Origin of the sequence: Mesorhizobium sp. UC74_2 (assembly GCF_042701485.1) — a bacterium.
In the GTDB taxonomy this organism is placed as follows: domain Bacteria; phylum Pseudomonadota; class Alphaproteobacteria; order Rhizobiales; family Rhizobiaceae; genus Mesorhizobium.
In genome coordinates this window covers 2949181-2974890 of record NZ_CP170562.1, presented here as the reverse complement: position 1 = coordinate 2974890, position 25710 = coordinate 2949181, and the positions used below count along the sequence as shown (strand labels likewise).

Sequence of the window (25710 nt, the reverse complement as noted above, 5' to 3'; positions counted from 1 at the left end):
AAACTTACGCCGCGTCCTAACAGAGCGCGAGAAAATGCTCAACGCGGCTGGCGGACAAACCACAGCGCAGCGGCAAGCAGCGCGACGAATCCAAGCGGGAAATAGAAGCGAATGCCGAGCATCGCGAACTGATAGAGTGCGCCCGCACTGGTGAAGGCGAACTGGAAGAACCAGCGCAGGCTGAACGGTGTACCGTGCCACTCGGCATAGTAGCTACGGTACTGCAGTGCGTAGAGTCCACCGGTGACCGCGATCGTCATGGCGATCAGACAGGCTAGAAAGGCGGCGAAAGCCACTTCGCCGGACCGGCCAAGCGAAACGAGCCGCGCCGCGTAGAGACCAAGCGGAAAGGCGAGAGCCCCTCCGGCGGCAAACACCACTACCACCGTCACGATGCTTCCCGGCGTCTGCCAGCCGGCCAGGAACAGTCTGACGTAGGCGCTGGCACCCATCGAAAGGGCCCAGATGAGGGTGCCGGCGATTGTCGTATGCAGCGCAGGCAAAGCCTGATGCAGCCGGGTCGCCATCGCGCCACTTACCGGAGCTGGCGAGGCAGACGCGATCACAGCCGCCCGGTCACTGCGATCCAGCGGTAATCCGGACCTTCAAAGCCGTAGCCGCGTGTCCAGATCAGAACGGCAAATGCAGACAGGCTGTCGCCGCCATAAGTCTGCACTGCGCCGATCCCGTAACCGGCCGGGCAGCCACGGCTCTTCGGGATGGATTTGTCCTCATGCAGCAGTTTCGTCGCACCATTGGGCGTTGCCTCGATGCGCAGGAGGCGAAACCCTTTTGTCTCGCCCTGGCTGGCGCAGACATCATCGCCGCTCGCCACGAACTCATTCAGCCTGAACTCCAGCGGCTCGTCGATGGCCGGAAAGACGGGGCGCGGATTGACGACCATGCGCTGCGGGTCGGCGGAAAGTTCGGTCACAGGATTGCTGCCGGCCGTAAACCCTTGGTTGGCGTCGAGTTCGGCCTGCTTGACGATAGCCTCGCCCTGTTCGCGCGCCTTGTTGCGGGCTGCCTGCAGGGTGGCGCTCTCATCATCGATCCGTACCCGCACCGGTGTACCTTTGACGAATGTGTCCGTCGCCGTATCGATGTAGTAGCGATTGGCGTAGGGAAAGCCGGAGCCATCCTGCACGCCATATTCTTCGAAAGCGAAGACACCGCCGCCCTTGCTGAAGCCGAGGACCTGCAGCTGTGCAACGTCGCCGGCCCATGCAGTGCTTGCCGTCAGCCATAACGCGCCTGCCAGGCATACGAATTTTGCCAACCGCATTTGCATCATTCGCCCTCTCGAACTCTCTCTAGTATGCCTAATATGCCCGCCGCAGGTGCTCGCTGTACACTCAGCCTTTCAGCGAAGACCACGTTGGGAAAAGATCGCTTTCCGATGGTGTCGCGCTGAATACCGCGCGTGCGATCGCCCGCGCCATGGTGGCGCCGGCCGCGGCATAAAGGTCGATGGCTTCGACCGGCGAGGGCACGATACCAGTCCTGCCTGTCGAGAGGCCGAAGACGAGATCTCCGTCCACCGGGGTATGGGTCGGCCAGATGGCGCGCGTGAAGCCGTCATGCGCCGCGATCGCCAGCCGTTTGGCGGCGGCCTTGGTCAGCACCGCGTCGGTGGCGATGATTGCGATGGTGGTGTTGGCGCCGACCGGATTGTCGCGGAATTTCAACCGGACCTGCCGGCTGTCGGCTGGGAGAGGGGAAGGATAGCCCAGGCCGCCGAATTCAGCACCGATCTCGAAGGGGGCCGCCCAGAAATGGCGGCTGCGGCCGACCGTCACCGAGCCGGTTGGATTGGCGGCGACGAGGGCGCCAATGGTGATGCCGTTGTCCAATACGGTCGAAGCGGAGCCGAGGCCGCCCTTCAGGCCGGAAGACAGGGCGCCGGTGCCTGCACCGGCGGTGCCGATCTCGAAATCCGTCGAAGCGGCAAGTGTCGCCTCGTATCCGAACTCACGATACGGCGGATACCGGCCCCAGTTCTTGTCGCCATTGTTGGGAAGGTCGAACAGGATGGCTGCCGGCACGATCGGCACGCGAAAGCCCGCGACCTCGAAGCCGACGCCCAGTTCGCGCAGTGCCGCCTGCACGCCGGAGGCAGCGTCGAGGCCAAAGGCGGAACCGCCTGAAAGCACCAGTGCATTGATGGTTTCGACCGAATTGTGCGGCTCGAGCAGGTCGGTCTCGCGTGTACCAGGGGCACCGCCCAGTACCTGCACGCCAGCCACCGCGGGCTCGTCACAAACGAGAACAGTGGTTCCCGACTTCAGCCGCGCGTCGCCGGCGTTGCCGACACGCAGGCCGGCAACATCGGTGATCAGGTTGTGTTGGCCGGTACGGAACATCACTGCTCCTCAAGTGGCGTGAAACGCGTGCCGTCGAAGCGGAAGCCGCGATAGGGGTTCCGGGTCAGGTCGCCTTTCGCGTCGAAGGTTATCGGGCCAATCGAAGTCGTGAAAGTCCGGCCCGACAGCACGGTTGCCAATGGCTTCCCGTCTGCCTCGGACGCTTTCCTGGCCGCATCGGCGATCTCGACCGCGGCAAAGGCCGGCAGCGCGTAGCCCTCGGGCAAGACCTTGCCGGCAGAAAACAGGTCGAGCGTCTTCTTGTCCGCGACATCCGCCCATTCCGGCATCGCGATCATCAAGGTGCCTGTCGCGTAAGGCACATCGCTTGCTGCCGCGCGCAACGACTCGCCGCCGGCAAACGCCATTACGGAGCCCTGTTTGGCCGCGTCGCGCGCCATGATGGCGACATCGCGGCCGTCGCCGCCGACAAAGACGGCGTCTGCACCGGCTTTGCGCAGCCGCCCGACAAGGCCGACCTGATTGTCGAGTTCGGGACGGAATGTGTCGGTGAACACCGGTTTCAGCGCTGCCTGCTGGGTCGCGACCCGCACCGCCTCCGCCAGTTCGCGCCCGTAAATGGTGCCGTCGTCGACGATGGCAAACGAAACATCGCGCCACAGCTTCGACAGGATCGTGCCCGCGGCGTCCCGTTCGGCATCGCCGCGCGGACCCAATCGGAACACCGGCCAGCCCGTCCTGGCACGCCTGTCCGTGAGGCCTTCACTGCGCACGCCGAGCGTTATCACCGGGATGCCGGCCTGTTTCAGGATCGGCATCGCGGCCTCGATCGCGTCGGTGCAAAGGAAGCCGACGACAACGTCAACCTTGGACGATACGAGTTGGGCAGCAGCAGCAGCACCTCCGTCCGCGCTGCATTTGTCATCGACAAGGGTGGTCTCAGCGCCACGGGATCCAGCGCCCAGCCGCGCGCCATACTCGATCTGCCTGCCGAGGATCGCGGACGGACCCGACAGTGGCGCCGCGACACCGATGTTGAGCGGCGCCGCGGCGGCGGCACCGGTCAGCAGCAGCCCGCCAAGCAGGCCTATGAGTGCGTTCGGCAGTCGCATTCCGATAAACTGCTCCCCCATCGGTTTTCGAACCGGTGCCGGTCCAGACCTAAAGGCTGGCAGCTTTCGGTGCAACAAGGCAATTTCGGCGGCTGCATCAACCACTTCGCTTGTCGTGCGCAGGTTGCGGTCATATATAGCGCTAGGGGTTTGGTGTCTGGAAAATCGCCCGTGCTGATGAAGAATAATGTCGAGCCGCAGGCCTATCGCGACGCGATGAGCCATTTTGCCGGCCATGTCCACGTGATCACCACTGACGGTGTCGCGGGGAGACGTGGTGCTACCGTCATTGCGGCCTGTTCCGTGTCGGACACGCCGCCAATGGTTCTGGTCTGCCTCAATCGGGTCAATCCCAAGAACGAAGCGTTTATCCAGAACGGCAATTTTGCCCTGAACACGTTGTCTTCGCACCATCAGCCCTTGTCCGTTGGTTTTTCCGGCATCACCGGCCTGTCGCTCGATGAGCGTTTCGCGCTCGGGCAATGGGACACGTTGTCGACCGGCGCGCCGACGCTGTCCGACGCGCTGGCTGTTTTCGACTGTGAGTTGTTCGATACCAAGGACTTGGCCACCCACCGTGTGCTTTTTGGCAAGGTGACAGGTCTGCGCATTGGCGATAATTTGAAGCCGTTGATCTATCACGACCGCGGCTACCGCATACTGCAGGACTAGGACGCGGGCATTCACGAGCCAGGATGACCGAGCTGAAACCGTGCCCCGTGCCGGCGACGATCGACGAGACGCTCGATCTGCTGACCGGCGCGGACTATGTGGCCGACCGGTCGCTGGCGACGGTGCTGTTCCTGTCGCTCCGCATGAAGCGGCCTCTGTTCCTCGAAGGCGAAGCCGGTGTCGGCAAGACCGAGATCGCCAAGGTGCTGGCGTCTGCGCTTGGCCGGCGTCTGATCCGCCTTCAGTGCTATGAGGGGCTCGACGTTTCCTCGGCGGTCTATGAGTGGAATTATGCCGCCCAGATGATCGAGATCCGCATGGAAGAGGCGGCGGGCAAGGTCGAGCGCTCGACCATGGAGCGCAATGTCTTCTCGGAAAAATATCTGATCCGCCGCCCTGTGCTCGATGCGCTGACCGGCAAGGAAGGGGCCGCCCCTGTCTTCCTGATCGACGAACTCGACCGTACCGACGAGGCTTTCGAAGCCTTCCTCCTCGAGATCCTGTCCGACTTCCAGGTCACGGTGCCCGAACTGGGAACGATCAAGGCTGAAGAGCCTCCGATCGTCATCATCACCACCAATCGCACCCGTGAAATCCACGACGCGCTGAAGCGTCGCTGCCTTTATCACTGGGTCGACTATCCGAATGCGGCACGCGAGCTGGAGATTGTCCGGCGCAAGGTGCCGGGTGCCAACAGGCGCCTGTCGTCCGAGGTCGTCGCATTCATCCAGAAGCTGAGACAGATCGAATTGTTCAAGGCCCCTGGCGTGGCGGAAACCATAGATTGGGCTGGCGCGTTGACCGAGCTCGACAAGGTGGCGCTCGACCCGGAAACCGTTTCGGACACGATCGGTGTCCTCTTGAAATACCAGGACGACATTGCCCGCATCGAACAGGGCGAAGGACGGCGCATTCTCCAGGAAGTCCAGGCGGAACTTGCCTCGGCGGCGGAGTAGGGTGAGATGACAGGCAGCCAACCGGAAGGCCGGATCGCTGACAACATCGTCTATTTCGCGCGCGCGCTGCGCAAGGCGGGCATGCGGGTCGGGCCTGCCTCGGTGAAGGACGCGATCGAGGCGGTGCTCACGGCCGGTATCGGCAGCCGTGACGACTTCTACTGGACGCTGCATGCGGTGCTTGTCACCCGTCACGAGGATCATGCCACCTTCGACGAGGCATTTCGCCTGTTCTGGAAGTCGCGCGAGCTTGTCGAGAAACTGCTTGCCATGTTCTCGCCGGTGGCGCTTGAGAACCGCGAGCGGCAGAAGCCACGCGCCGCCGAGAGCCGGGTCAGCGATGCGATGTTCGAAGGGCATCAGCACGCGGCGCCGCCGCGCGAGATTCCGGATATCGAAATCGACGCGCGTTTCACCGTTTCCGGCAATGAAATGCTGCGCGGCAAGGATTTTGCCCAGATGAGCGCGGCGGAACTGACCGATGCCCGCCGGGCTATCTCGGAACTGCGCTTGCCGTTCGATATGGTAACGACACGGCGCTTCAAGGCCGACGCGTCCGGCCGACGCATCGATCCGCGCTCCATGATGCGGGCATCGGCCCGCACCGGCGGGGCGCTGATCCTGCCGAAATTCCGGTCGCCGCGCGAGATCCACCCGCCCCTGGTGGTGCTGGCCGATATTTCTGGCTCGATGAGCCAGTACACGCGCATCTTCCTGCATTTCCTGCATGTGCTGACGGAGAAACGCCGGCGCGTGCATGCCTTCGTGTTCGGCACGCGGCTCACCAATCTGACGCGCCAGATGCGGCACCGCGATCCGGACCAGGCCCTGGCCGATGCTTCTGCTGTCGTGAAGGACTGGTCGGGCGGCACGCGCATTGGCGAGACGCTTGCCGAATTCAATCGGCTGTGGTCGCGACGTGTTCTGGGGCAGGGCGCGGTTGTGCTGCTGATCACCGACGGGCTGGAGCGCGACCATGTCGACGGGCTCGCCAGCGAGATGGAGCGCCTGCACAAATCCTGCCGGCGCCTGATCTGGCTGAACCCGTTGCTGCGCTTTGACGGGTTCGAGCCGCGCGCGCGCGGCGTGCGGGCGATGCTGCCGCATGTCGATGAATTCCGGCCCGTACACAATCTGAACGCGCTTGCCGATCTCTGCGTGTCGCTAGGGCGTGGTCCGAAGCGCGAGAATGATCCGCGCCGCTGGCTCGATGCTGTCACGGCAAGGGCGGCCTAGCCAATGTCTGGAGGAACGGCCATGCAGAACAGCGCCTATCTCGACGAGGCCCGCGATCCGTTGCTCATCGCGGAAGACTGGATGAAAAACGGCAAGGATGTCGCCATCGCCACGGTTGTCGAAACCTGGGGCTCGGCGCCGCGCCAGGCCGGCAGCCAACTGGTGATCGATGCGGACGGCAGTTTCCATGGTTCGGTTTCCGGAGGCTGTGTCGAGGGCGCCGTGGTGGCCGAGGCGCTGGACGTCATCAGTTCCGGCAAGGCCAGGATGCTCGAATTCGGCGTGGCGGATGAGACGGCATGGCAGGTTGGCCTTTCCTGCGGCGGCCGCATCAAGGTCTATGTCGAACGGCTAGGATAGGAACGGGGCATCATGGATCCCTATGTCCTCAAGACATTGAACGCAGAGCGCCGCGCACGCCGCGCGGCGGTGCTGGTGACCGATCTTGGCGATGGGCGCGACCGCGTCGTGCGCGAAGGCGATACAGTGGCGGGAGAACTCGGCGCTGCCATCGAAAGGGCTTTCCGCACCGGATTGTCCGGCTCTGTCGAGGCCGAGGGCCGCACCTTCTTCCTCAACGCCCATCTGCCGCAACCGCGTCTGGTGGTGATCGGCGCCGTCCATATCAGCCAGGCGCTTGCGCCGATGGCCAGGATTGCCGGCTATCCGGTCGAGATCATCGATCCGCGCACTGCATTCGCCACGCCGGATCGCTTTCCCGACGTTTCGCTGCATGCCGAGTGGCCGCAGGATGTTCTGGCGCGGCAGCCGCTTGATGGCTACACGGCGCTCGCCGCCGTCACACATGACCCCAAGATCGACGATTTCGCATTGAAGGCCGCGCTCGATGCGCGCTGCTTCTATGTCGGTGCTCTCGGCAGCCGCAAGACGCACGCCAAACGTGTAGAGCGCCTTTTGGCCTTGGGAGCGGCTGCAGACGATATCGCACGCATCCATTCGCCGATCGGCGTCGACATCGGGGCGGCGAGCCCGGCCGAAATCGCGGTGGCGGTCCTGGCCGAGGTGATCGACGCTTTCCGGTCGCGTGGCCTTCAGCGCAAGGGCGAAGCAGCGTGAAATTCGGTCCGGTGCCGCTGGAGGAAGCCGAGGGTGCCATCCTGGCGCATTCGACGATGATCGGTGACAGGCGCTTGCGCAAGGCCCGCGTGCTCTCCGCCGAAGACATCGCCGCGATGCGGGCTGCCGGGTTGCGCGACGTAATCGTCGCGGTCCTCGCTGCCGATGACGTCGAGGAAAATGCCGCGGCCGAACGACTGGCCTCAGGACTTTCCTTCGCCGGCATCGAGGCGAAACCTGCCGCCACCGGCCGCGTCAATCTTCATGCCGCCGTCTCCGGGGTCTTCACGGTCGACAGGCAATTGATCGATGCCATCAACCTGGTCGATCCCGACATTACCATCGCCACCATGCCGCCCTTCGCGCCGATGCTGGAGGGGCAGATGGTGGCGACGATCAAGATCATCCCCTTTGCCGTCCCGGAAAGTATGCTGGAGCGTGCTCTGGAACTGGGGCGCGGGCGAGAAGCCTTCCGCATGCATTCCTACACACCCCTCAGGGTGGGGGTGGTGCAGACAGTCCTTCCTTCGATCAAGAGCAGCGTGCTGGACAAGACCCTTCAGGTCACGGAGGAACGCCTGGAGCGAACCGGCAGTTCGATCTCCGGCGAGATTCGCACGCCGCATGCTGCTCCGGATGTCGCTCGCGCCATCGAGCAACTGTCGGACGACAGCGATATGGTGCTGGTATTCGGCGCTTCGGCGATGAGTGATCCCAATGAGGACGTTATCCCGGCGGCGATCCGCGCCGCCGGCGGCATCGTCCACCGCTCCGGTATGCCGGTCGACCCGGGCAATCTTTTCGTGCTGGGCGAGCGGCATGGAAAACCCGTACTCGGCGCGCCGGGCTGTGCGCGCAGCCCGAAGCTGAACGGTTTCGACTGGGTGCTGGATCGACTGATGACCGGCATTCCGGTGACGAACGAGGACATCGCCGGCATGGGTGTTGGTGGGCTCTTGATGGAGATCCCGACCCGGCCGCAGCCGCGCGAACTTGCCACCGGCAAGGGCGAGGCGAAAGAGGTGGCGCTGAAGGTGCCGATTGTGCTGCTGGCTGCCGGCCGCTCCAGCCGCATGGATGGGCCGAACAAACTGCTCGCGCTGTTCGGCGGCAAGCCGCTGGTGCGGCAGAGTGCGGAACGAGCCCTGGCCTCGAAGGCAAACGGCGTCATCGTGGTCACTGGGCATCAGGCCGAGCGGGTGAAAAATGCGCTCGCGGGTCTCAAAGCCTCTTTTGTCGAAAATGTGCATTTCAGGGAAGGCCTGTCGACCTCGCTAAGGGCTGGTGTCGCCGTGCTCGCCGATGACGCCGCCGGCGTACTGGTGATGCTCGGCGACATGCCTGGCGTATCGCCTGTGGATCTCGACCGGCTGATCGATGCCTTTCGCACCTCCGGTGGCCGTTCGGTGGTCCGCGCCTCGCATGACGGGCGCCGCGGCAACCCCGTGATCCTGCCGCGTTCCCTGTTCGCTGCCGTCGGTCATCTTGAGGGCGACACCGGTGCGCGCCATCTGGTTGAAGCGGAGGGACTGGACGTCATCGATGTCGAGATCGGTGCCGCTGCCTTCGTTGACGTCGACACGCGCGAGGCGCTCGCCGAGGCCGGCGGCGTGTTGCAGGATTGACAAGAGGGCCTGCGGCAACGCAACCCTCTCGCATGAACGTGACCGTCTTCTCTTCTCTCACGCCAGGTCTTGCGAGGGGACTTTGCCTTGCGCTGGCGGTTATGCTGTTTTCCGCTTCGACGGTGGTTTTTGCGCACGCGCAAACGCTGAAGCCGTTCAAGGATGAGCTCTTTGCCTATCCCGGTATTCTTTCCGCGGAGAAGGGCGACGTCTATCGTGTGATCGACTATCGCGAGATGCGCGATATCAATGAGCGCGACGCGGTGCCGGAACGACGCGTACATCCCCAATACACGTCGACCGATGTGCGCAATGTGCAGCAGGATCTGGCGCTGAAGACCGACATGGGCACGCTGCGCCACGTCGCGGTTGGCAAGACAGAACGGGCCGCCATCATCGTGCTTTACCTGCATGGGCAAGGCGGCAGCCGTAAGCAGGGCGTCGATGATTTCACCTTCGGCGGCAACTTCAATCGTCTCAAGAACCTGATGGCCAACAATGGCGGCCTCTATCTGTCGCCGGATTTCACCGACTTCGGAGACAAGGGGGCGGGGCAGGTGGCTGCGCTGATCGACTACTACGCCGAGCGTTCGCCCGGCGCGAAGATCTTCGTCGCCTGCGGCTCGATGGGCGGAGCGCTGTGCTGGAAGCTGGCGGGCCGCGCGGACACCGGCAATCGCATCGACGGGCTGCTGTTGCTTGGATCGCTGTGGGACGAGAGTTTCTTCGCCAGCCCTGCTTTCAAGCGTCGTGTGCCGGTGTTTTTTGGACAGGGCAGCAAGGATCCGGTCTTTCCCGTTGAAAACCAGGAAGCTTTCTTCCGTTCGATCCTTGCCAGGTCGAAGGCTTATCCGACCCGTTTCGTGCGCTTCGAAACCGGTACACATGGCACGCCGATCCGCATGACCGACTGGCGCGAGACGCTGAACTGGATGCTGTCGCGCACCAGATAGACCGGACCGATGGTTGGTCAGGGCGCGGTGTTGTAGTCGATCACCGTTTCCGGGTTGACCTCGCCGTCGTAGCTCGCGTCGACGTCGTACTGGACCAGGGCGAACGCCCCGTTGCGAAACAGGTAGGTGCCGCTCGATGAGGCATCACCGACACCGCGCCATTTGTCGTGAGAAACGAGCGTGTGAGCGTTTTCATCGTAGCCGGAGTTGATGAGTCGGTCGACGGTGCGGAACCCGATGACGCCGATATGCTCGACCTTGCCTTCGGTATTGCCGTTTTCATACCGGATGTCGAGCTCCGGCACCGCGAACTGTAGCTGGTTCACGCTCTGCTCTGCATCCGAGAAATAGTAGATGGAACTCTCATTGTAGGCAGCCATCGAGCAGAAGAACTGAAACAGCCGCACCGTCCTGTCCGGCTGATCGTCCGAAGGCTTGTAGCTGATGCTGTAGATGGTGGGATCGCCGATCTGGCGGCCAGCAGGCCCTTCCTGATCGCACTCCTCGGCATAGCTCGCGAGAAAAGCTCGTTTCGCCTGATCCAGCTCCGCATCCTTTTTCGGGATTGGCGGGCTGTCGCCGCAACTTTCCGGCAGCGCCTCGCCGAACTCCTTGTCGGAAGGCTTGAGGTCGCCTTTCTCGATGCGGATCGGGCTGAAGGGCGGAGCCTGAATCTCTGCATTGACCTGCCGCAATGTGTAGCAGCCTGCGAAGATCTTGCCGTTGCCGGCCTTGTCTACGGCGCGGATGGCGACCGGAATGGTGTAGTAGATGCTGCCGGCAGCACCCTCACTGCCTGCGTTGCCGGTCACCACTTCGACTGTTTCGGTACCTTCGTAACCTTTGGCGAAACCGTCGAAATCCTTGGCCGGTTTGGTGTCGCCGAAATAGTCCCAGGCGCGCGCGTATTCGTGGCGGTTGATCGCATTGTAAAGCGACCGGATAACGGCGGCGGCGTCGCTGCGGTCGTCAAGATAGGTTGGCTCCGCGGCTCTTGCGACCTGACCGAACAGGACGAGGCCGATGGCTGCGGTCGCTGTGAAAAAAGCGCTTTTCATCGGAGAATCTCCACTCGACGCGAGCAGCTTCGATGTTGAATGAGGCAGGCACGTGACGGCCAGACGACACTTGAAGAATCGTCGCTGGAAGCGCTACGTCTTGGCCTGGGCAGAAGGGAAGATGGCCATGGCGATATCCATGTATGATGCATCGGTCGCGGTGTTCCAAGCCAGGCTGAAGGCATTGGCCGGCGTATTGAACGCCGCCGAACAGAACGCGGCCGAACGCAAGATCGATCCGGAAGTCCTTCTTTTTGCACGTCTGGCGCCAGACATGTACCCGCTGACCCGGCAGGTGCAGATCGCAACCGATCATGCCAAGGGCGCAAGCTCAAGGCTGGCCGGACGTGATGCGCCGCGCTTCGAGGACGACGAGCAGACTTTCGACGACCTGCACGCCCGCATCGGCCGCACCACGGATTATCTGGCGACGTTCACGACGCAGGACATCGCGGGCTCCGAGGAAAAGACGGTCGAGCTTCGCCTGGGTGGCCGGCAGCTTTCAATGCCTGGCCTGCAATATCTGCTGCATTTCGCCATGCCCAACTTCTATTTCCACGTCACCACCGCTTACGACATCCTGCGCCACAATGGGGTACCCCTGGGCAAGGTCACCTTCATCAGCGGGGGGCAATCGCGAGTATGAAGTGTCGGGTCGCTGTTCCCATTGATGGCGACGGTCAGCGAAGCGCGGGGATTCGGGCGATGCGCGGAAAGTCCGCCGGCTTGATGCCGGCTTCGGCACGGTCGGCGCGGCTCATTGCATAGATAAGCGCCAACGAGGCGCGATAGCGCACCTGCTCCTGCGGGCGCGGGCGGGCGAACATCTCGGTGAAGAACCCCATGGTTCTTGGCTCCGGTTGGTCCTCCCATCCTTCATATAGGTGATTCATGACCATTGTTGCAGTGCAGCATTGCCGCAGTGTCCGGTTTTATGCTGCGCCGCACAATATGTCGCAGCCCGCCGCACGGCACCTCGGGGATGCCTTCGCTGTGGCTTCGACCCGGCGAGCCGGCCGCTAAAAATCCCGCCGCCGATGGCATGCATTTTTAACGAGCCGGATGTATCGTCCGCGCACGTTCGGTTGGGCGCGCATTGCTGGGAGGCTGACATCGCTACCGGAGCCAAGCAGGATTTCGCTTCCTTGCTCGACGATCTCTTTGTCGCTTCCAGTGAAGCAGACGAAGTCGGCGCCAAGCCGTCCATTCCCTTCGACTATCTTTCCGTCGTCGATGAACTGCATTCCGGCCGTATCAAGGTGTCGGGCGAGGCAGTGGCAGCCGAATATCGTGAGAGCGGCGCTGACCTGGCCGCCGAGTTCTCGGCTCTGCTCGACCAGGCACGCGTCGCGCTGGCAGACGAACATCCCAAGCCGGAGGAGGTCCTCCCGCCGATCGATCCCGAGGCAATTGCTTCAGAACTCGGGCTCGGCCGCATTGCGACGGCCGCTGATCTCGCACGCCTGCGTCGCGACTTCGCTTTCACCAATCATCCGGACCGCGTCGCGCCGCACCTGCGGCAACGCGCCATGATCCGCATGCAGGTGGCCAATATGCTGATCGACGACGCCAAGAAAAAAGCCCTGGCTGCCACGCGTCGCCGTTAATGCGCTTCGTCTCACGCCTTTCCTGAAGCCTCGCAGGGCTTGGCCTGCAAGTCGGGCCTGCCTATGCTGGGCTTCCCCCATCCACGCATTGCCGCATACTCGCGGCTGCAGACCCTCTCCGGAGAAAAAATGCAGAAAAGCCGTCTCGGCCGGACAGATATTCTTGTCTCAAGGATCTGCCTGGGTTCCATGACCTGGGGCCAGCAGAACACCGAAACCGAAGGGCACGCGCAGCTGGACCTGGCCTTCGCGCATGGCGTCAACTTCATCGATACGGCCGAACTCTATCCGATCCCGCCCAAGGCGGAGACGCAAGGGCGCACCGAAACGATCATCGGCAGCTGGATGAAGGCGCGTGGCAACCGCGACAAGGTCGTTCTGGCCACCAAGGTGGTTGGCCGTACGGCCAGCGAATGGTTCCGCGGCGGTCGTACCTCCAGGCTGGTGCGCGCGGATATCTTCGACGCCATCGACAAATCGCTGGCCAGGCTCGGCACCGACCATGTCGACCTCTACCAGATCCACTGGCCGGATCGCGATGTGCCGTGGGGTGCCAATCCCACGCGGATTGGCGGTACGTCGCCGCGCGCGGATTCTCCCGGCGGCGGGGAAACCCCGATCGGCGAGACGCTGGCCGTCTTCGACGAGCTCGTGAAAGCCGGGAAGATCCGTCATTTCGGCCTGTCGAACGAAAGTTCCTGGGGCACGATGCGTTTCCTCGCCGAAAGCGACAGCGGCTTGGGGCCTCGCGTCGTCTCGCTGCAGAATGCCTACAACCTCGTCAACCGCACCTTCGAGGTGAACCTCGCCGAAGTCTGCGCCCGCGAAGATGTCTCGTTGTTGGCCTACTCGCCGCTGGCGCAGGGCTATCTCACCGGCAAATATGACCATGGTGCGCTTCCGGCAGGCTCACGCTCGCAACTGTTCAACCGCGGCCAACGCTACCAGACACCGAACGCCGCCGCTGTGCTGCTGGAGTACAATGAACTGGCCCGTTCGTTCGGCATGGAGCCGGCGCTCTTTGCAGGCGCATATGTGATCAGCCGTCCCTTCGTCACGTCGAGCATCATCGGTGCAACCAGCATCGCCCAGCTCGAGACGGCGCTCGGCTGCGCCGATATGGCCTGGACAGAAGAGATGCAGAAAGCCGTCGATGCCGTGCATCAGCGCGTCGGCAATCCCTGTCCCTAGCGTTTCCGCCTTAGCGGAAGCACGGAAACATTGTGCCTCTTTGTTTATACGCAATTCCAGACGTAAAACCGCTGCACACTTTTGCTGGGATTGCTCTAGTCGCATGTTTTCGGATGCAGCATGAAGGTCCGACAGATTGAGCGAGGACAGGATGGATTTTCCGATTGAAGCCGTGCGTGCTGCATTCCCGGCACTTTCGCTGACCGATAGCGGCCGCCGACGCATCTATCTCGACAATCCGGCCGGCACACAAGTGCCGAAATCGGTCGCTGATGCGGTGTCACAATGCCTGCTCAGCACCAATGCCAATCTCGGTGGTTTCTTCGAGACGACCCTGGCCGCACAGAAGGTGGTGGATGATGCCCACGCCGCGATGGCGGATTTCCTCGGCGCGGAAACGGCACAGGAGATCATCGTCGGCGCCAACATGACGACGCTGACCTATCACCTGTCACGCACGCTTGGCCGAGACTTCGCGCCGGGCGACGAAATCATCCTCACGCGCATGGATCATGAGGGCAATGTCTCGCCCTGGCTGCAATTGGCTGAGGACCGCGGCCTTGTCGTACGCTGGCTGCCTTTCGATCAGGAAAGCTGGCAGGTAGAACCGGCCGCCTTGGCAGCACTGCTCAACGATCGCACGCGGCTGGTGGCATTGAACTACGCCTCCAATCTCACCGGTTCGATCAATCGGGTGCGGGAGCTCAGCCGGATTGCCAGGGACGCCGGCGCGCTTGTCTATGTCGATGCCGTACAGTTCGCGCCGCATGGGCTTGTCGATGTCAGCGAAATCGGCTGCGACTTCCTGCGTCTGCTCGGCTTACAAGTTCTTCGGCCCGCATATGGGCATCCTGTGGGGCAGGCGCACGGTCATCGAGGCGCTGAAGCCCTACAAATGCCGGTGCTCTTCCAATGATCTGCCCGAGCGCTTCGAGCTCGGCACACCGCAGATCGAGCTGATGGCGGGATTGACCGCAACGATCGATCATTTCGAGCGGCTGGGCGAACAGACCGGCTCGAGGGGCTCACGGCGCGAGAAGGTCGCGGCCGCATTCGGCGCATCCATAGCCTATGAAAATGCCCTCGCGCTGCAGTTGATCGACGGGCTTTCCACGATCGATGGGCTGACCATCCACGGCATCACCGACAAGGCACGCGTGCATGAGCGGGTTCCGACCGTTTCATTCACGGTCGAAGGGATCGTGCCGGAAAGCATCGTCAGACCCATGAATGCCGAAGGCATCTTCCTGTGGTCGGGCCACAACTACGCCTGGGAGATTGTCCACCAGCTTGGCATTCCTGCCGACCAGGGCGTCGTGCGCATCGGCATCGCACACTACAACACCGCAGCCGAAATCGGCGAGACGGTTGACAGCGTGACACGCACCATCGCCATGCTGCGGCAGCAGCGCTGACTGCTATCGCCGATGGCCGCTGCCGAAGCCGGTGAGGAAGCTGGTCAGGTTGGCGCCGAGCGCATCGCACAGATAGCCGCCCTCCTGCACGATCACCGTCGGCAGGCCGAGCCTGGCGATCGCCTCGCCAATACGTGCGAAGCCAGGCGTCGAGACCGACAGGCCGCCGAAGGGATCGCCTTCGAAAGCGTCGAGACCGAGTGCGATGACAAGGGCATCGGGCGCAAAGCTGCGGATTCGGCGGAAGGCAGCCTGAAGTGCCTCGAGGAAAGCCTCGTCGCGGGATTTGCGGGGCAGGGGCAGGTTGAGGTTGTAGCCCAGGCCCGGACCTTCGCCGCGTTCATCGGCATGCCCCCAGAAGAATGGATAGAAGCGCACCGGGTCGGCGTGGATCGAGACTGTCAGGACGTCGGGCCGGGCGTAGAAGATCCCTTGCGTGCCGTTGCCATGATGCAGGTCGACATCGAGGATCGCCACCCGTGCCGCCTGCCTGCGCAGCACCTGTGCGGCCACGGCCGAATTGTTGACGAAACAGAAGCCTCCGGCCACATCGGCGAAAGCGTGGTGGCCAGGCGGTCGGCAAAGCGCGTAGGCGGCGGGCTCGCCCGAAAGCACCACTTCAGCCGCATCCACGGCACTCCAGGCGCTCCACAGCGCGCTGTTCCAGGTATCCTTTGAGATCGGGCAGGCGGTGTCGGCCATATGGTAGCCAGCCTGACCGACAGCCGAGGCAGGATAGGAGCCGGTGCGCGCGAGCGGGTGGATGTTCGGGATCACTTCCGCGGAGGCCCCCTCGATGCGCTGCCAGCGCTCGAAAATGTGCTCGAGGAAATCGAGATATTCCGGCGTGTGGACGGCAGCTATCGGTCCAAGCCCGTGATCGCGCGGCCGTTCGACCGAGCATCCGGCGGCGATCGCGCCGGTCCTCAGGTGCTCGACACGTTCCGGCTGTTCCGGATTGGGCTGCGGTGCGCCGCTGGAAAGAAAGGCCTTCGGATCATGACGTTTCTGTTCGTCGGCGTAAAAAGCTCTCACGTCTCGTCCCCGAAATCCTTGGCTGTGGCAAAGGCGATGAACGCATCGCCGATGATCCTGTGGACCTGGTCGTCGTCCTGATGGGTGATGCCGATGCGATCATAGAAGCGCTGGGCACCGAAATTGCCGGTATCGACCGCGAGCTCCAGATAGACACCACCGTCGTCATTGACCTGTCGCGCCAGACGTCGCAGCAGCTTCTCGCCAACCTTCTTGCCGCGGAAAGCCTCGCCGACAAAAAGATCCTGGACAAAGGCGCCGGGCCGTCCCCTCCAGGTGGAATAGATAGGAAAATACAGGCACATGCCGGCGAATTCTGAATCGATTTCTGCGATCAGGACCTGGAAATGCGGCCTGTCGCCAAAACCATCGCGGCGGATGTCGTCGGGCGTCGAGCGCACCTTGTGCAGTTCGCCGACCGTCTCGGCGATGCCCAGCAGGCCCGCATGGATATTGTTGGTATCCTCGGGACGAGCAGGGCGGATGTGAACTGTCGCTTGTTTCATATTGCTCATCAGAACGCCACCCGGTCACCACCCTTGAGCGCCAGCATCTGGCGCGCTTCGGCGGGCGTTGCGACTTCCAGCGACAGGCCTTCGAGTATTCCACGGATGCGCCTGACCTGATCGGCATTGGATTTTGCCAGCGCGCGGCCATCGTAGAGACTATCCTCGAGGCCGACACGGACATTGCCGCCCATGGCGGCTGCCATCGAGATCAGCGGCATCTGCTGGCGTCCGGCCGCGAGCACGGAGAACCTGTAGTCGCTGCCGAACAGCTTGTCGGCAATCCGCTTCATGTGGAGGAGGTTTTCAGGATCGGCACCGATCCCACCGAGAATGCCCAGCACGAACTGAATGAAGAGAGGACCTTGCGCCAGCCCCCGGTCCCTGAAATGGGCGAGCGAATAGAGGTGGCCGACATCGTAGCATTCGAATTCGAAGCGTGTGCCGCATCCTTTGCCGAGTTTGTCGAGGATGGTCTCCATGTCGGCGAGAGTGTTCTTGAAAATGGTATGCCGGGTCGCCTCCAGCAGCTTCGGTTCCCATTCGTGCTGCCAGTCACGTGGCTTGTCGAGCATCGGGAACAAGGCGAAATTCATCGATCCCATATTGAGCGAACACATTTCCGGCTCGGCCTGCAAAGGCGCCGCCAGGCGTTCGTCCAGACTCATCAGCGAGGAGCCGCCGGTGGTGATGTTCACCACTGCCTCGGTCGCCTGCTTGATGCGGGGCAGGAACTGCATGAACACGGCCGGATCCGCAGTCGGACGACCATCTTTCGGATCGCGCGCATGCAGATGCAGGATCGACGCGCCGGCCTCGGCCGCGGCAATGGCATCCGCAGCGACCTGGTCCGGCGTGATTGGCAGGTACGGCGACATGGTCGGTGTATGCACCGAACCGGTGACGGCACAGGTGATGATGACTTTGTTCGACGCCATGGCGATCCTCAGGAATTGACCGGCAGGCCGAGTTCATCGGCCAGGGCTTGCAGGCTGCCGCCCAGCACATCGACGATCTCGCCGATCTGTTCTTGCGTGACGATCAGGGGCGGGCAGACCATGAAATTGTCGCTCTCCGGCCCACCACGCACCCGGCGCGAATAGATGATCAGCCCGCGTTCGAAGGCAAGGTCGATGAGTCGCATATTGGCATTGTGCTCGCGCGGCAGCGGTGTTTTCGCGATCGCGTCGGCATAAAGCTCGGCGCCGAGCAACAGGCCTTTGCCGCGCACGTCGGCCACGAAGGGGAAACGCTTCGTCAAGGCCTGCAGTTCCCCTTCCAGGACCTCGCCCATGGCGGCGGCGTTCCTGGTGAGATCAAGCCTGTCGATCTCGCCAAGCACGGCAAGACCTGCAGCCGTGGCGACGGGATTGCCGCCATAGGTATGGCCATGCAGGAAGCCGCCCATGGCAAGCACCGGGCCGACAATCGCTTCGGTTGCTGCGATCGCACCCAACGGCGCATAGCCTGACGACAGCCCCTTGGAGAGCACGACAATATCCGGCCGGCAGCTCCAGTGATCGCCGCCGAGGAAGCGACCGGTACGGCCAATGCCGGTCATCACCTCGTCGTGGATGAGCAGGATGCCGTGCCGGTCGCAGATTTCACGGATACGGGCGAAGTAGCTGTCGGGCGGCACCAGGGCAGCGGTCGCCGCGCCACCGATCGGTTCCATGATGAAGGCGAGCACGCTGTCGGCGCCTTCTTCGATGATCTTGTCCTCGAGCATGTCGGCATAGCGCAGCCCACGCTGCTCAAGCGTCAGGTTATCCTTGTCCCGGTGCACGAAAGGCGCCGGCACCAGCGGCATCGATCTGCCGATGGGCGTGAAGGCAGGTGTCAGGACTTCGTCGCCGGTGACACCAAGCGAACCGATGGTGATGCCGTGATAGGACGGCATGCGTCCGATGATTTTCCAGCGCCCGGGCTGGTGCGTGGCGACGGCCCATTGCCGCGCGAGCTTCAGGCTGGCTTCCACTGCCTCGGAACCGCCGGAAACGAAGTAGATGCGGTCCAGCCCTGTCGGCAGGCGTTGCGCCAGTTCACGCCCCAGCGCGAGTGCCGGTTCGCTTTCGAAATGGATGGTGTAGGCGAAGCTGACGCGATCCATCTGCCGCTTCATCGCGTCGATCACAGCCTGGTTGCCATGACCGACATTGACGTTCACCGCCCCGCTCGAGCCGTCGATGTAGCGGCGGCCTTGGCTGTCCCACAAATAGATGCCGGCCGCGCGATCCACGGTCGGGCGCGGCAGTCGGGTGAAATGGAAGAGGTTGGGTTTTGTCACGGAAGCTCCAGCGGAGGATCTTGTGGGTGTCGCGGTCATGAGGATCGCGCGCCGAGGAAACGGTCAAGCACATTGGCCGTCACGCGCTCGACCATGGCATCCTGGCGCAGCAGTCCGGCCACCCACTCGCAACTACCGGCATGGAAGACCTCGCCCTTGCCGCGCTGGAAGGAGACGATCATGCCGTTCGCGCGCTTGACCTTGTCGAGATTGGCGTCGCTCGCCTCGCCAAAAAGGGTTTCGGCACTGAAGCGCCCGTCTTCGTCGCCGAGAAACTGATCCTCCGGTGCGATATCGGCGCTTTCTTCAACCTGGGATGCCATGCCGACGGCGAGGATCTCCAGGCCGGCTGGCGCGCCGCTGCCGGCGGTCGGGTAGGGCAGCCCGCCACGGATTTCATGCTCCAGGCCATCCACCTCATAACCGAAGATATGACTGTCGGCGCCGAGCAGGTCGCCGTAGTAGAGACCGGTTCCGGCGAAAGCCCAATGCTCGGGCCGATGGATCGGAAAGCCGCGCGCGCCACGGGGTGCGCAGCCGCCCCAGCCGGCATAAAGACCGCGTGTGGCATTCAATCCGAATGTTTCCGCCCCCGGCCTGCCGATTTCCGGAGCTTCCCACGAATGGGTGGCACGCTGAACGTCGCCGCCGTTGTAGACCGGGTCTTCAGCGCGGGCGCGGTATTTGTAGCAGACCTGTCGTCGGCCCTCGTTCTCCAGCCGCGTCTGCCACATGAAATTGCCGGCGAAGCGCGCGGCGTGACCGCCTCCTTCAACATAGGCGTCGACGGCGTCGCGCATCTCCCACGTCCAGTATTCGTCGTGCCCGACGAAGACGACACAATCGTAGCCGTCGAGGATCTCGGGGGTGAAGTGCAGATCGTGCTGGCTGGCAAGGTCTATCGCATAGCCGCTGCGTTCCGCGAAACGGAAGAAGTGGCTGTCATAGCTTGCCCAGCCGGACGACGTATACTTCTTTGAGTGACCGGTGGCGTAGGCCCATTCCATATGCGGATAGCGCGGCGCGGTCTTCGGCGGCATGGACACGCCATGCGGCACGCGCGGGGCCTCCGGCGGCAGCGTGACGAAACCGCGGCACCACGGCCGCTCGATCGACACGACCGGCGAATACTGGTTGCCGTTCGGTCCGGTGATGCCTTCGTAGTGATTGGAGCCGCCCCAGGTGTTGTAGGCCAGCCAGGTTCCGGTCGCCGCCACCTGGAGAATCCGACCGCTTCTTTTGCCTGCTTTCGGTGCGACAATGAAGAGATGTCGATACTGGATCGGCTGCTCGTCACGGCCTCGCGCCGTTAGCGTCATCCTGTAGGCGCCGGACGGCCAATCGATACCGACTGCAAACTCGTAGGAGGTCTCCCAGCCGCAACCTTCCACCGAACAGTGTTCAGGGGTGTCCTGCCAATGGCAGTCGATGTCAGCCTGATTGAAAACCGCGACTTCCATGCCGCCGTCACGAACGATCTCGATTGAAAAGCGCGCCGCCGTCGCACTGACCTGCAGCCGCACGATCTCTCCCGGACGATAGGACAAGTGATCGGTATAGGCCCAGATCTCGCCGCGGACGCCATCCATGCCCGGTTTCTCATAGTAATGGCTTCTCACGGCGGCGTGGCGCTGCTGCGGGGTCAACCCGAAGTCTGGAAATGTCGAAGGCGATCGATTCATGGCAGGCCCGTGCGTCGCCGCCATTTCGACCATCGCCTCGCGGGGCGTCAAATGGAAAGCATCGGGCCAGCAACTGCTTGGTGCTGGCGTGTAAACCGACTATCTAAGACGGAGAGATGTTTTGCGGGAGCCGCCATGCTGAGAGTGCACAGGGTGAAGATCGACGACATCTATGTGCCGACGGCACGACGCAAGACATTGCACCCTGAAACCGTCCGCCATCTTGCCGAAGACATTCTGGAGAACGGCATGAAAATGCCGATCCAGGTTAGACACGATGGCAAGCGCCATGTGCTCGTCGAGGGCTTGCATCGGCTGGAAGCGGCGAAGTGGCTTGGTGAGGAAGCGATCGACGCGTATCTGGTGCAGGCGAGAAAGCACTGACGCTTTTGCTTGCAAGCTTCTGAAATGAATCCTGTTTTCGGATTGTTCGCCAATTTTTTCGGCAACGATGTCGGGTTGGGGGCCGGCCGTCCGTCCTCGGTGGGAAGATCGAAATCAACCCATTTAGGAGAGAATGACCATGGCTACCAAACTTGACATTGCACCATCGTCGGAGAACGAACTGGTTCTGGCCCGCATCATCGATGCGCCGCGCGAAGCCGTCTACCGCTGCTGGACCAACCCGAAGCTGATGACGCGGTGGTTTGCCCCGAAACCGTGGACAACGCCGCGTGCCGAAGTGGATCTGCGCGCCGGTGGCGCATCCCTGGTGGTGATGGCGGGCCCGGACGGCAGCGAGTTCCCGAACGCGGGCCAATATCTGGAAGTGGTCCCCGGTAGGAAGCTCGTGTTTACCGATGCCTATATCGGCGACTGGCAGCCTTCACAGAAGCCTTTCATGACCGTCGTGTTGACCTTCGAGGACGAAGGCGCTGGCAAGACCCGCTACATTGCGCGCGTCCGGCACTGGAATGCCGCCGATCGCGAGCAGCATGAGCAGATGGGTTTTCACGAAGGGTGGGGCATCTGTGCGGACCAGCTCGAGGCCTTGGCCAGAACGCTTTGATCGACCGCGCGAATAGGGCACATCACAGCTTTTCATTTGACGGCATGGAGCGGCAGGCTACCGTGCCGTTCCTTTCTCGAGAAGCCGGAACGACAATGAAATACCAGGGTGGTTGCCTGTGCGGTGCTGTGCGCTATTCGGCCGAAGGCGAACCGATCAATCAGCGCGTCTGCCATTGCCGCCTGTGCCAGAAAGCGATCGGCGCGGCGTTCAATGCACGGCTTCTGTTTCACATCGATGCGGTGACTGTCGAAGGGCCTCTGGCCATGGTCAGCTCTTCTGCGGAGATCAGGCGCGGCTTCTGTCCACATTGCGGCACGACCATGTTCTCGCGTCGCGACAAGGCGGGGGTCATGGGCGTGACTTCGGGGTCGCTCGACGATCCGGCCGTGTTCTCTCCCGACATGCACATCTTCATCGCTTCAAAGCAGCGCTGGCTCGTGATCGATGACGGCTTGCCGCAGTTCGAGGGCGCGCCGCCGCCAGCGTAGACCACGGCTGGACGTGCCTCGAGCGAATGTGAAACACATCGCGGACGCTGCCGCATTTTTTTCTTTAAATTCCTCGAAATAGCCGACGAAGCATCATTGGTCTGCCATGTTTGGCGCCCTATCTATGCATCGCGGGTGGCCTTCGAAGAGGCGAGACATGAGTGAGCGCAGAGAGACACTGGAAGAGCTTTTGGGCGACCAGATCGTGCAGCTCGTGATGGAGCGCGACGGCTGGCGGCCGGAACATGTACGTCTGCTTCTGGAAAGGGCCCGAATGCGTTCGGGCATCGAGCCGTCGGTTCCGCCGGCGCATATCATCGCCAAGGCCTGCCTGCCGCAATGGATGGGCAGCTGAATGAGATTTGCTGGCTAGCCATTCGCGAGTGGCGCGACGAAGCGTCTTTCCCGGTTGGCAGCGAGTCGGAGATTTAACGGCCCCGTCAAAGCACGGGGCCGTTTTTCATAAGAGCATTTTTGCGGGAGTTCCAGGAACAGAAGCGCTCTAGTGGCAGCTGCCACAGCAGCTGACGACAAGCTTCTCATTGGCGTAGCCGGCCTGCAGGATTGCGGCTGCCACGGCGTCTTCGTCGGCAGCGCCTTCCACCGAAACGGTTGATGCGCCGAGGTCGACTGTCACCTTGGCTTTTGGATCGACACCTTTCACCGCCTTCTCGACCGTGCTGGCACAATGGCCGCATGTCATTTCCGGAACTTTCAGGTTCAGCATCGGAACACTCCTTTCGTGGCTGATGAGCCGGTTGTGGGCCTTGCCATGCTGGGAAGGTCAAGCGCCTTCCTGCGCGGGATTTGTGATGCGCGACTTGCGACCCACGCGCCCCGACGAAATTTCAGAAGTTGCGCCTTGACCTTCCAGTAACTGGAAGCTTTATCTGCAGCTGCAACAACCGCAAGGGAGTTGCGAAATCCATGATTGTGCCGACCTTTTTCTTCCACCAAAGCAACGTCACCCATCCTTGCTGGACGAGGGGCGGCCAATGAACATCGGGCAGGCGTCCAGCGCTTCGGGCGTATCGGCCAAGATGATCCGATACTACGAACAGGTCGGATTGATCGCCAGTCCGGCACGCACCGAAGCCGGCTACAGGGACTATTCGGCGGATGAGATACATATGCTGCGCTTCATCCGGCGGGCACGCGATCTCGGCTTTTCTGTCGAACAGATGACCAACCTGCTCGCGCTGTGGAGCGATCGTTCGCGCGCCAGCAGCGACGTGAAGCGTTTTGCGATGGCACATGTCGTCGAGCTGGAGCGCAAGATGCGCGAGCTGCGCGCCATGGCGGAGACGCTGCGGCATCTGGCCAAGACGTGCCACGGCGACGAGCGGCCGAATTGTCCGATCATCGAAGAACTATCGAGCGGCCATGAAGCAGTTCCGCCCAAACCAAAGCGCGCCACCGCCAGGCGTTATGGCGGGCATTGAACCGCAACGATCAAGAACAGAGCAACAGGAGTTCCCCATGCATCGGCGCACCTTTCTCACGGCGGGTCTTGCGACACTTGCTGCCGGCAGCCAGGCATTGGCGCAAATGAAGATGGACGACATGAACGCAATGCCAGGCATGGATCATTCCGCCCACGGCATGCCGGCCCATCCCGCCAAGCCCGCCGCGTCGCTGATGCTGAAGGAGGGCGAAGCGTTGCGTGACTTGCCTCGGTTGGCCAACGAGAGCACCGACGCCGGTCTGTTCCGCGCCAGGCTGGCGGCGGCGCCGGCGACGGCCCGTTTTGCCGAAGGCGTCGAAACGCCCGTGCTTGCCTACAACGGCATGAGCCCAGGGCCGCTGATCGAGGCCTTCGAAGGCGATCGCATCGAGATCGATTTCACCAATGATATTCCAGGCGAGGACAGCACAATCCACTGGCATGGCATGCCGGTGCCGGCAGAACAGGATGGCAATCCGATGGATCCCGTCGTCGCTGGTGCCACCCGCCGTTATGCATTCGATCTGCCAGCCGGGAGTGCTGCTTCGTACTGGTTTCATCCGCATCCGCACGGCAGGACGGCCGAACAGGTTTATCGGGGGCTTGCCGGTATCTTCCTGGTCAAGCCGAAGGCCGATCCGGTGCCTGCGGCATATGGCGATACGGTTCTCGTCTTCACGGACCTGCGTCTTGCGGCTGATGGGTCCATTCCGGAAAATTCGATGATGGATCTGATGAACGGCCGTGTCGGCGATCATGTCCTGGTCAATGGCCAGAAAAACCCGGTCCTCGACGTGCCGCTTGGCGCCAAACGCCGCTTCCGCCTCTTCAATGCCACCAACGCCCGCTTCCTGAAACTCTTCTTCGGCGCGGCGACTATGACCGTGATCGGCACCGACGGTGGTTTGCTGGAGGCTCCGGTCGCGGTCGGCGATGTGTTGCTGGCGCCGGCGGAACGGCTCGAACTGGTGGTTTCGTTCGATAGGCCGGGTGAAGTTAAGCTCGAAACGCTTGCCTATGAGCGTGGTTGGATGGGCCCGGGCAAGCCGGACGATTCCGGGCTGACGCTGCTGACCGTCAATGTAGCCAGCGAAGCGGACGAGCCGATGCCGCCGCTGCCCGAAAAACTGCGTGCCATTGCGGCCCTCGGCAATGCGACAATCAACCGTCGTTTCGTCTTCACCGAGAAGATGGGCATGGGCGCCAGCGGCATGGAAATGGGCTTTTTCATCAATGATGTCGCCTTTGACATGAAACGCGTCGACGTGACCGCCAGGGTTGGCGAAGTCGAGCTGTGGGAAGTGATCAACAAGGCTGACATGGACCATCCATTCCACGTCCACGGTACCCAGTTCCAGGTGGTTGAGCACGAGCGCGACGGCAAGGTGAGCCCGTCAGCCTATCGGGCTTGGAAAGACACGGTCAACGTCGCAAAGGGTGAAACCGTAAGGCTGCTGCTGAAGCAGGATCTGCCGGGGCTGCGTATGTATCATTGCCACATCCTGGAGCACGAACAGCTTGGCATGATGGGCATTGTCGACGTAACAGTCTGAGCATGAAGGGCGGCGGGTCATATTGGGTTTGATGGAGGTACTCGCATCCTATGGCGCGTTGTTCGTCAGCGCGTTTCTCGCCGCAACTCTGCTGCCGGCATCGTCCGAACTGGTTTTTCTGGGATTGCTTGCCGCCGGTCGTGGCGACCCCGTCCTTCTTGCCGTCGTGGCGACGGTCGGCAATACGGTGGGATCGGTGGTGAACTGGGCGATCGGCCGCGGCGTCGAAGTGCTGCATGGCCGTCGCTGGTTTCCCGTATCTCGTGAATATTATGAGAAGGCCGGTAGCCTGTTCAGGCGCTACGGCCTGTGGACGCTGCCTTTCGCCTGGCTGCCGGTCATTGGTGACGCCCTGACGGTCGCTGCGGGTGCGGCACGTGTCAGCCTATCGCGTTTCGTCGTGCTGGTCGGGTTCGGCAAGGCGGCGCGCTATGCGGCCATCGTTATCGGGCATGCATGGGTGACAGGCTGAGGAGT

29 protein-coding genes and 1 pseudogene are annotated in these 25710 nt (G+C 62.4%); 18 read left to right on the top strand and 12 right to left on the bottom strand.

From position 1 onward, the window contains the following. Positions 1-38: 38 nt before the first annotated feature. The 4 genes from ACFJIU_RS14510 to ACFJIU_RS14495 all read right to left on the bottom strand — a co-directional run bounded on the left by ACFJIU_RS14510 (position 39) and on the right by ACFJIU_RS14495 (position 3436). A complete protein-coding gene (locus ACFJIU_RS14510) occupies positions 39-527 on the bottom strand; it encodes a hypothetical protein (protein WP_379072608.1) in 489 nt (162 codons plus the stop codon). A 35-nt stretch (positions 528-562) separates the two neighbouring features. Then, positions 563-1285: a DUF2259 domain-containing protein gene (locus ACFJIU_RS14505; RefSeq protein WP_379072607.1), complete on the bottom strand. Its 723-nt coding sequence runs from the start codon at positions 1283-1285 to the stop codon at positions 563-565. 70 nt (positions 1286-1355) lie between these two features. After that, the gene (locus ACFJIU_RS14500; protein WP_379072605.1) at positions 1356-2363 is read right to left on the bottom strand and encodes a P1 family peptidase; all 1008 of its coding nucleotides are present in this window, start codon (positions 2361-2363) and stop codon (positions 1356-1358) included. Continuing rightward, a complete protein-coding gene (locus ACFJIU_RS14495; protein WP_379072603.1) occupies positions 2363-3436 on the bottom strand; it encodes a branched-chain amino acid ABC transporter substrate-binding protein in 1074 nt (357 codons plus the stop codon). The genes ACFJIU_RS14500 and ACFJIU_RS14495 overlap by 1 nt, the downstream gene beginning before the upstream one ends. A 171-nt stretch (positions 3437-3607) precedes the next feature. Here ACFJIU_RS14495 and ACFJIU_RS14490 point away from each other — a divergent pair, with 171 nt between their 5' ends. From ACFJIU_RS14490 to ACFJIU_RS14460, 7 genes are all read left to right on the top strand, one after another. Next, positions 3608-4108, top strand: a complete 501-nt coding sequence (locus ACFJIU_RS14490; RefSeq protein ID WP_379072601.1) for a flavin reductase — start codon at positions 3608-3610, stop codon at positions 4106-4108. A 23-nt stretch (positions 4109-4131) separates the two neighbouring features. Further along, entirely contained in the window at positions 4132-5064 is a 933-nt protein-coding gene (locus tag ACFJIU_RS14485) for an AAA family ATPase (protein ID WP_379072599.1), read from the top strand. A 6-nt stretch (positions 5065-5070) separates the two neighbouring features. Continuing rightward, positions 5071-6300, top strand: coding sequence for a VWA domain-containing protein (locus ACFJIU_RS14480; protein WP_379072597.1), 1230 nt, complete (start codon positions 5071-5073; stop codon positions 6298-6300). A gap of 21 nt (positions 6301-6321) precedes the next feature. Next, positions 6322-6660 (top strand): XdhC family protein, encoded by a 339-nt coding sequence (locus ACFJIU_RS14475; RefSeq protein ID WP_379072595.1) that lies wholly within the window; start codon positions 6322-6324, stop codon positions 6658-6660. Positions 6661-6672: 12 nt separating this feature from the next. Beyond that, positions 6673-7377, top strand: a complete 705-nt coding sequence (locus ACFJIU_RS14470) for an XdhC family protein (RefSeq protein WP_379072593.1) — start codon at positions 6673-6675, stop codon at positions 7375-7377. Continuing rightward, positions 7374-9002, top strand: a complete 1629-nt coding sequence (locus tag ACFJIU_RS14465) for an NTP transferase domain-containing protein (RefSeq protein ID WP_379072591.1) — start codon at positions 7374-7376, stop codon at positions 9000-9002. Before ACFJIU_RS14470 ends, ACFJIU_RS14465 begins: the two co-directional genes overlap by 4 nt. Positions 9003-9103: 101 nt before the next feature. Continuing rightward, on the top strand, positions 9104-9955 hold the full coding sequence (locus ACFJIU_RS14460) for an alpha/beta hydrolase family protein (RefSeq protein WP_379073099.1): 852 nt from the start codon (positions 9104-9106) through the stop codon (positions 9953-9955). A gap of 17 nt (positions 9956-9972) precedes the next feature. On the opposite strand, the gene ACFJIU_RS14455 is transcribed toward ACFJIU_RS14460, so the two are convergent. Next, positions 9973-11013 carry a DUF1176 domain-containing protein gene (locus tag ACFJIU_RS14455; RefSeq protein WP_379072589.1) on the bottom strand — a complete coding sequence of 347 codons (1041 nt, stop codon included), beginning with the start codon at positions 11011-11013 and terminating at the stop codon, positions 9973-9975. A 127-nt stretch (positions 11014-11140) separates the two neighbouring features. Between ACFJIU_RS14455 and ACFJIU_RS14450 the strand changes: the two genes are divergently transcribed. Further along, positions 11141-11659 (top strand): DUF1993 family protein, encoded by a 519-nt coding sequence (locus ACFJIU_RS14450; protein ID WP_379072587.1) that lies wholly within the window; start codon positions 11141-11143, stop codon positions 11657-11659. Between the two features lie 34 nt (positions 11660-11693). Here ACFJIU_RS14450 and ACFJIU_RS14445 read toward each other — a convergent pair whose 3' ends face one another. Continuing rightward, entirely contained in the window at positions 11694-11858 is a 165-nt protein-coding gene (locus ACFJIU_RS14445; RefSeq protein ID WP_180882729.1) for a hypothetical protein, read from the bottom strand. Positions 11859-12158: 300 nt separating this feature from the next. Between ACFJIU_RS14445 and ACFJIU_RS14440 the strand changes: the two genes are divergently transcribed. The 3 genes and pseudogenes from ACFJIU_RS14440 to ACFJIU_RS14430 all read left to right on the top strand — a co-directional run bounded on the left by ACFJIU_RS14440 (position 12159) and on the right by ACFJIU_RS14430 (position 15226). Then, positions 12159-12620 (top strand): hypothetical protein, encoded by a 462-nt coding sequence (locus ACFJIU_RS14440; RefSeq protein WP_379072585.1) that lies wholly within the window; start codon positions 12159-12161, stop codon positions 12618-12620. Between the two features lie 129 nt (positions 12621-12749). Further along, entirely contained in the window at positions 12750-13811 is a 1062-nt protein-coding gene (locus tag ACFJIU_RS14435) for an aldo/keto reductase (RefSeq protein ID WP_379072584.1), read from the top strand. Between the two features lie 151 nt (positions 13812-13962). Then, a pseudogene (locus tag ACFJIU_RS14430) lies at positions 13963-15226 on the top strand (cysteine desulfurase-like protein). Positions 15227-15229: 3 nt separating this feature from the next. On the opposite strand, the gene ACFJIU_RS14425 reads toward ACFJIU_RS14430, so the two are convergent. The 5 genes from ACFJIU_RS14425 to ACFJIU_RS14405 are packed head-to-tail and all read right to left on the bottom strand — an operon-like array spanning position 15230 to position 20736. Next, on the bottom strand, positions 15230-16261 hold the full coding sequence (locus ACFJIU_RS14425; RefSeq protein WP_379072582.1) for a histone deacetylase family protein: 1032 nt from the start codon (positions 16259-16261) through the stop codon (positions 15230-15232). Further along, complete coding sequence (locus tag ACFJIU_RS14420) at positions 16258-16776, bottom strand: GNAT family N-acetyltransferase (protein WP_379072580.1); 519 nt, start codon at positions 16774-16776, stop codon at positions 16258-16260. Before ACFJIU_RS14420 ends, ACFJIU_RS14425 begins: the two co-directional genes overlap by 4 nt. Beyond that, the gene (locus tag ACFJIU_RS14415; protein ID WP_379072578.1) at positions 16776-17705 is read right to left on the bottom strand and encodes a 3-keto-5-aminohexanoate cleavage protein; all 930 of its coding nucleotides are present in this window, start codon (positions 17703-17705) and stop codon (positions 16776-16778) included. Before ACFJIU_RS14415 ends, ACFJIU_RS14420 begins: the two co-directional genes overlap by 1 nt. A gap of 8 nt (positions 17706-17713) precedes the next feature. Continuing rightward, on the bottom strand, positions 17714-19054 hold the full coding sequence (locus tag ACFJIU_RS14410; RefSeq protein ID WP_379072576.1) for an aspartate aminotransferase family protein: 1341 nt from the start codon (positions 19052-19054) through the stop codon (positions 17714-17716). Between the two features lie 35 nt (positions 19055-19089). Continuing rightward, positions 19090-20736 (bottom strand): N,N-dimethylformamidase beta subunit family domain-containing protein, encoded by a 1647-nt coding sequence (locus ACFJIU_RS14405; protein WP_379072574.1) that lies wholly within the window; start codon positions 20734-20736, stop codon positions 19090-19092. A 135-nt stretch (positions 20737-20871) separates the two neighbouring features. On the opposite strand from ACFJIU_RS14405, the gene ACFJIU_RS14400 reads away from it, so the two are divergent. From ACFJIU_RS14400 to ACFJIU_RS14385, 4 genes are all read left to right on the top strand, one after another. After that, the gene (locus tag ACFJIU_RS14400; protein WP_379072572.1) at positions 20872-21120 is read left to right on the top strand and encodes a ParB N-terminal domain-containing protein; all 249 of its coding nucleotides are present in this window, start codon (positions 20872-20874) and stop codon (positions 21118-21120) included. Between the two features lie 139 nt (positions 21121-21259). Further along, positions 21260-21745 (top strand): SRPBCC family protein, encoded by a 486-nt coding sequence (locus ACFJIU_RS14395; RefSeq protein WP_379072570.1) that lies wholly within the window; start codon positions 21260-21262, stop codon positions 21743-21745. 95 nt (positions 21746-21840) lie between these two features. Beyond that, positions 21841-22236 carry a GFA family protein gene (locus tag ACFJIU_RS14390; protein ID WP_379072569.1) on the top strand — a complete coding sequence of 132 codons (396 nt, stop codon included), beginning with the start codon at positions 21841-21843 and terminating at the stop codon, positions 22234-22236. 157 nt (positions 22237-22393) lie between these two features. Further along, entirely contained in the window at positions 22394-22591 is a 198-nt protein-coding gene (locus ACFJIU_RS14385) for a hypothetical protein (RefSeq protein ID WP_379072567.1), read from the top strand. Between the two features lie 147 nt (positions 22592-22738). Here the strand turns inward: ACFJIU_RS14385 and ACFJIU_RS14380 are convergent, their stop codons facing one another. Continuing rightward, positions 22739-22963 carry a heavy-metal-associated domain-containing protein gene (locus ACFJIU_RS14380; protein WP_129415810.1) on the bottom strand — a complete coding sequence of 75 codons (225 nt, stop codon included), beginning with the start codon at positions 22961-22963 and terminating at the stop codon, positions 22739-22741. Between the two features lie 268 nt (positions 22964-23231). Between ACFJIU_RS14380 and cueR the strand changes: the two genes are divergently transcribed. From cueR to ACFJIU_RS14365, 3 genes are read left to right on the top strand one after another with little or no spacing between them, the layout of a single operon-like run. Beyond that, positions 23232-23678: a Cu(I)-responsive transcriptional regulator gene (gene cueR, locus ACFJIU_RS14375; protein WP_379072565.1), complete on the top strand. Its 447-nt coding sequence runs from the start codon at positions 23232-23234 to the stop codon at positions 23676-23678. A gap of 37 nt (positions 23679-23715) precedes the next feature. Beyond that, a complete protein-coding gene (locus tag ACFJIU_RS14370) occupies positions 23716-25233 on the top strand; it encodes a multicopper oxidase family protein (protein WP_379072563.1) in 1518 nt (505 codons plus the stop codon). Positions 25234-25264: 31 nt separating this feature from the next. Beyond that, the gene (locus ACFJIU_RS14365) at positions 25265-25705 is read left to right on the top strand and encodes a YqaA family protein (RefSeq protein ID WP_379072561.1); all 441 of its coding nucleotides are present in this window, start codon (positions 25265-25267) and stop codon (positions 25703-25705) included. The last annotated feature ends 5 nt before the right edge of the window (positions 25706-25710 follow it).

What these genes read in the sequence shown, in the direction of transcription:
- ACFJIU_RS14510 (WP_379072608.1), bottom strand. Translation starts at nt 527, where the DNA reads ATGGCGACCCGGCTGCATCAGGCTTTGCCTGCGCTGCATACGACAATC.
- ACFJIU_RS14505 (WP_379072607.1), bottom strand. Translation starts at nt 1,285, where the DNA reads ATGCGGTTGGCAAAATTCGTATGCCTGGCAGGCGCGTTATGGCTGACG.
- ACFJIU_RS14500 (WP_379072605.1), bottom strand. Translation starts at nt 2,363, where the DNA reads ATGTTCCGTACCGGCCAACACAACCTGATCACCGATGTTGCCGGCCTG.
- ACFJIU_RS14495 (WP_379072603.1), bottom strand. Translation starts at nt 3,436, where the DNA reads ATGCGACTGCCGAACGCACTCATAGGCCTGCTTGGCGGGCTGCTGCTG.
- ACFJIU_RS14485 (WP_379072599.1), top strand. Translation starts at nt 4,132, where the DNA reads ATGACCGAGCTGAAACCGTGCCCCGTGCCGGCGACGATCGACGAGACG.
- ACFJIU_RS14480 (WP_379072597.1), top strand. Translation starts at nt 5,071, where the DNA reads ATGACAGGCAGCCAACCGGAAGGCCGGATCGCTGACAACATCGTCTAT.
- ACFJIU_RS14475 (WP_379072595.1), top strand. Translation starts at nt 6,322, where the DNA reads ATGCAGAACAGCGCCTATCTCGACGAGGCCCGCGATCCGTTGCTCATC.
- ACFJIU_RS14470 (WP_379072593.1), top strand. Translation starts at nt 6,673, where the DNA reads ATGGATCCCTATGTCCTCAAGACATTGAACGCAGAGCGCCGCGCACGC.
- ACFJIU_RS14460 (WP_379073099.1), top strand. Translation starts at nt 9,104, where the DNA reads ATGCTGTTTTCCGCTTCGACGGTGGTTTTTGCGCACGCGCAAACGCTG.
- ACFJIU_RS14455 (WP_379072589.1), bottom strand. Translation starts at nt 11,013, where the DNA reads ATGAAAAGCGCTTTTTTCACAGCGACCGCAGCCATCGGCCTCGTCCTG.
- ACFJIU_RS14450 (WP_379072587.1), top strand. Translation starts at nt 11,141, where the DNA reads ATGGCGATATCCATGTATGATGCATCGGTCGCGGTGTTCCAAGCCAGG.
- ACFJIU_RS14445 (WP_180882729.1), bottom strand. Translation starts at nt 11,858, where the DNA reads ATGGGGTTCTTCACCGAGATGTTCGCCCGCCCGCGCCCGCAGGAGCAG.
- ACFJIU_RS14435 (WP_379072584.1), top strand. Translation starts at nt 12,750, where the DNA reads ATGCAGAAAAGCCGTCTCGGCCGGACAGATATTCTTGTCTCAAGGATC.
- ACFJIU_RS14420 (WP_379072580.1), bottom strand. Translation starts at nt 16,776, where the DNA reads ATGAGCAATATGAAACAAGCGACAGTTCACATCCGCCCTGCTCGTCCC.
- ACFJIU_RS14415 (WP_379072578.1), bottom strand. Translation starts at nt 17,705, where the DNA reads ATGGCGTCGAACAAAGTCATCATCACCTGTGCCGTCACCGGTTCGGTG.
- ACFJIU_RS14405 (WP_379072574.1), bottom strand. Translation starts at nt 20,736, where the DNA reads ATGAATCGATCGCCTTCGACATTTCCAGACTTCGGGTTGACCCCGCAG.
- ACFJIU_RS14400 (WP_379072572.1), top strand. Translation starts at nt 20,872, where the DNA reads ATGCTGAGAGTGCACAGGGTGAAGATCGACGACATCTATGTGCCGACG.
- ACFJIU_RS14395 (WP_379072570.1), top strand. Translation starts at nt 21,260, where the DNA reads ATGGCTACCAAACTTGACATTGCACCATCGTCGGAGAACGAACTGGTT.
- ACFJIU_RS14390 (WP_379072569.1), top strand. Translation starts at nt 21,841, where the DNA reads ATGAAATACCAGGGTGGTTGCCTGTGCGGTGCTGTGCGCTATTCGGCC.
- ACFJIU_RS14385 (WP_379072567.1), top strand. Translation starts at nt 22,394, where the DNA reads ATGAGTGAGCGCAGAGAGACACTGGAAGAGCTTTTGGGCGACCAGATC.
- ACFJIU_RS14380 (WP_129415810.1), bottom strand. Translation starts at nt 22,963, where the DNA reads ATGCTGAACCTGAAAGTTCCGGAAATGACATGCGGCCATTGTGCCAGC.
- cueR (WP_379072565.1), top strand. Translation starts at nt 23,232, where the DNA reads ATGAACATCGGGCAGGCGTCCAGCGCTTCGGGCGTATCGGCCAAGATG.
- ACFJIU_RS14370 (WP_379072563.1), top strand. Translation starts at nt 23,716, where the DNA reads ATGCATCGGCGCACCTTTCTCACGGCGGGTCTTGCGACACTTGCTGCC.
- ACFJIU_RS14365 (WP_379072561.1), top strand. Translation starts at nt 25,265, where the DNA reads ATGGAGGTACTCGCATCCTATGGCGCGTTGTTCGTCAGCGCGTTTCTC.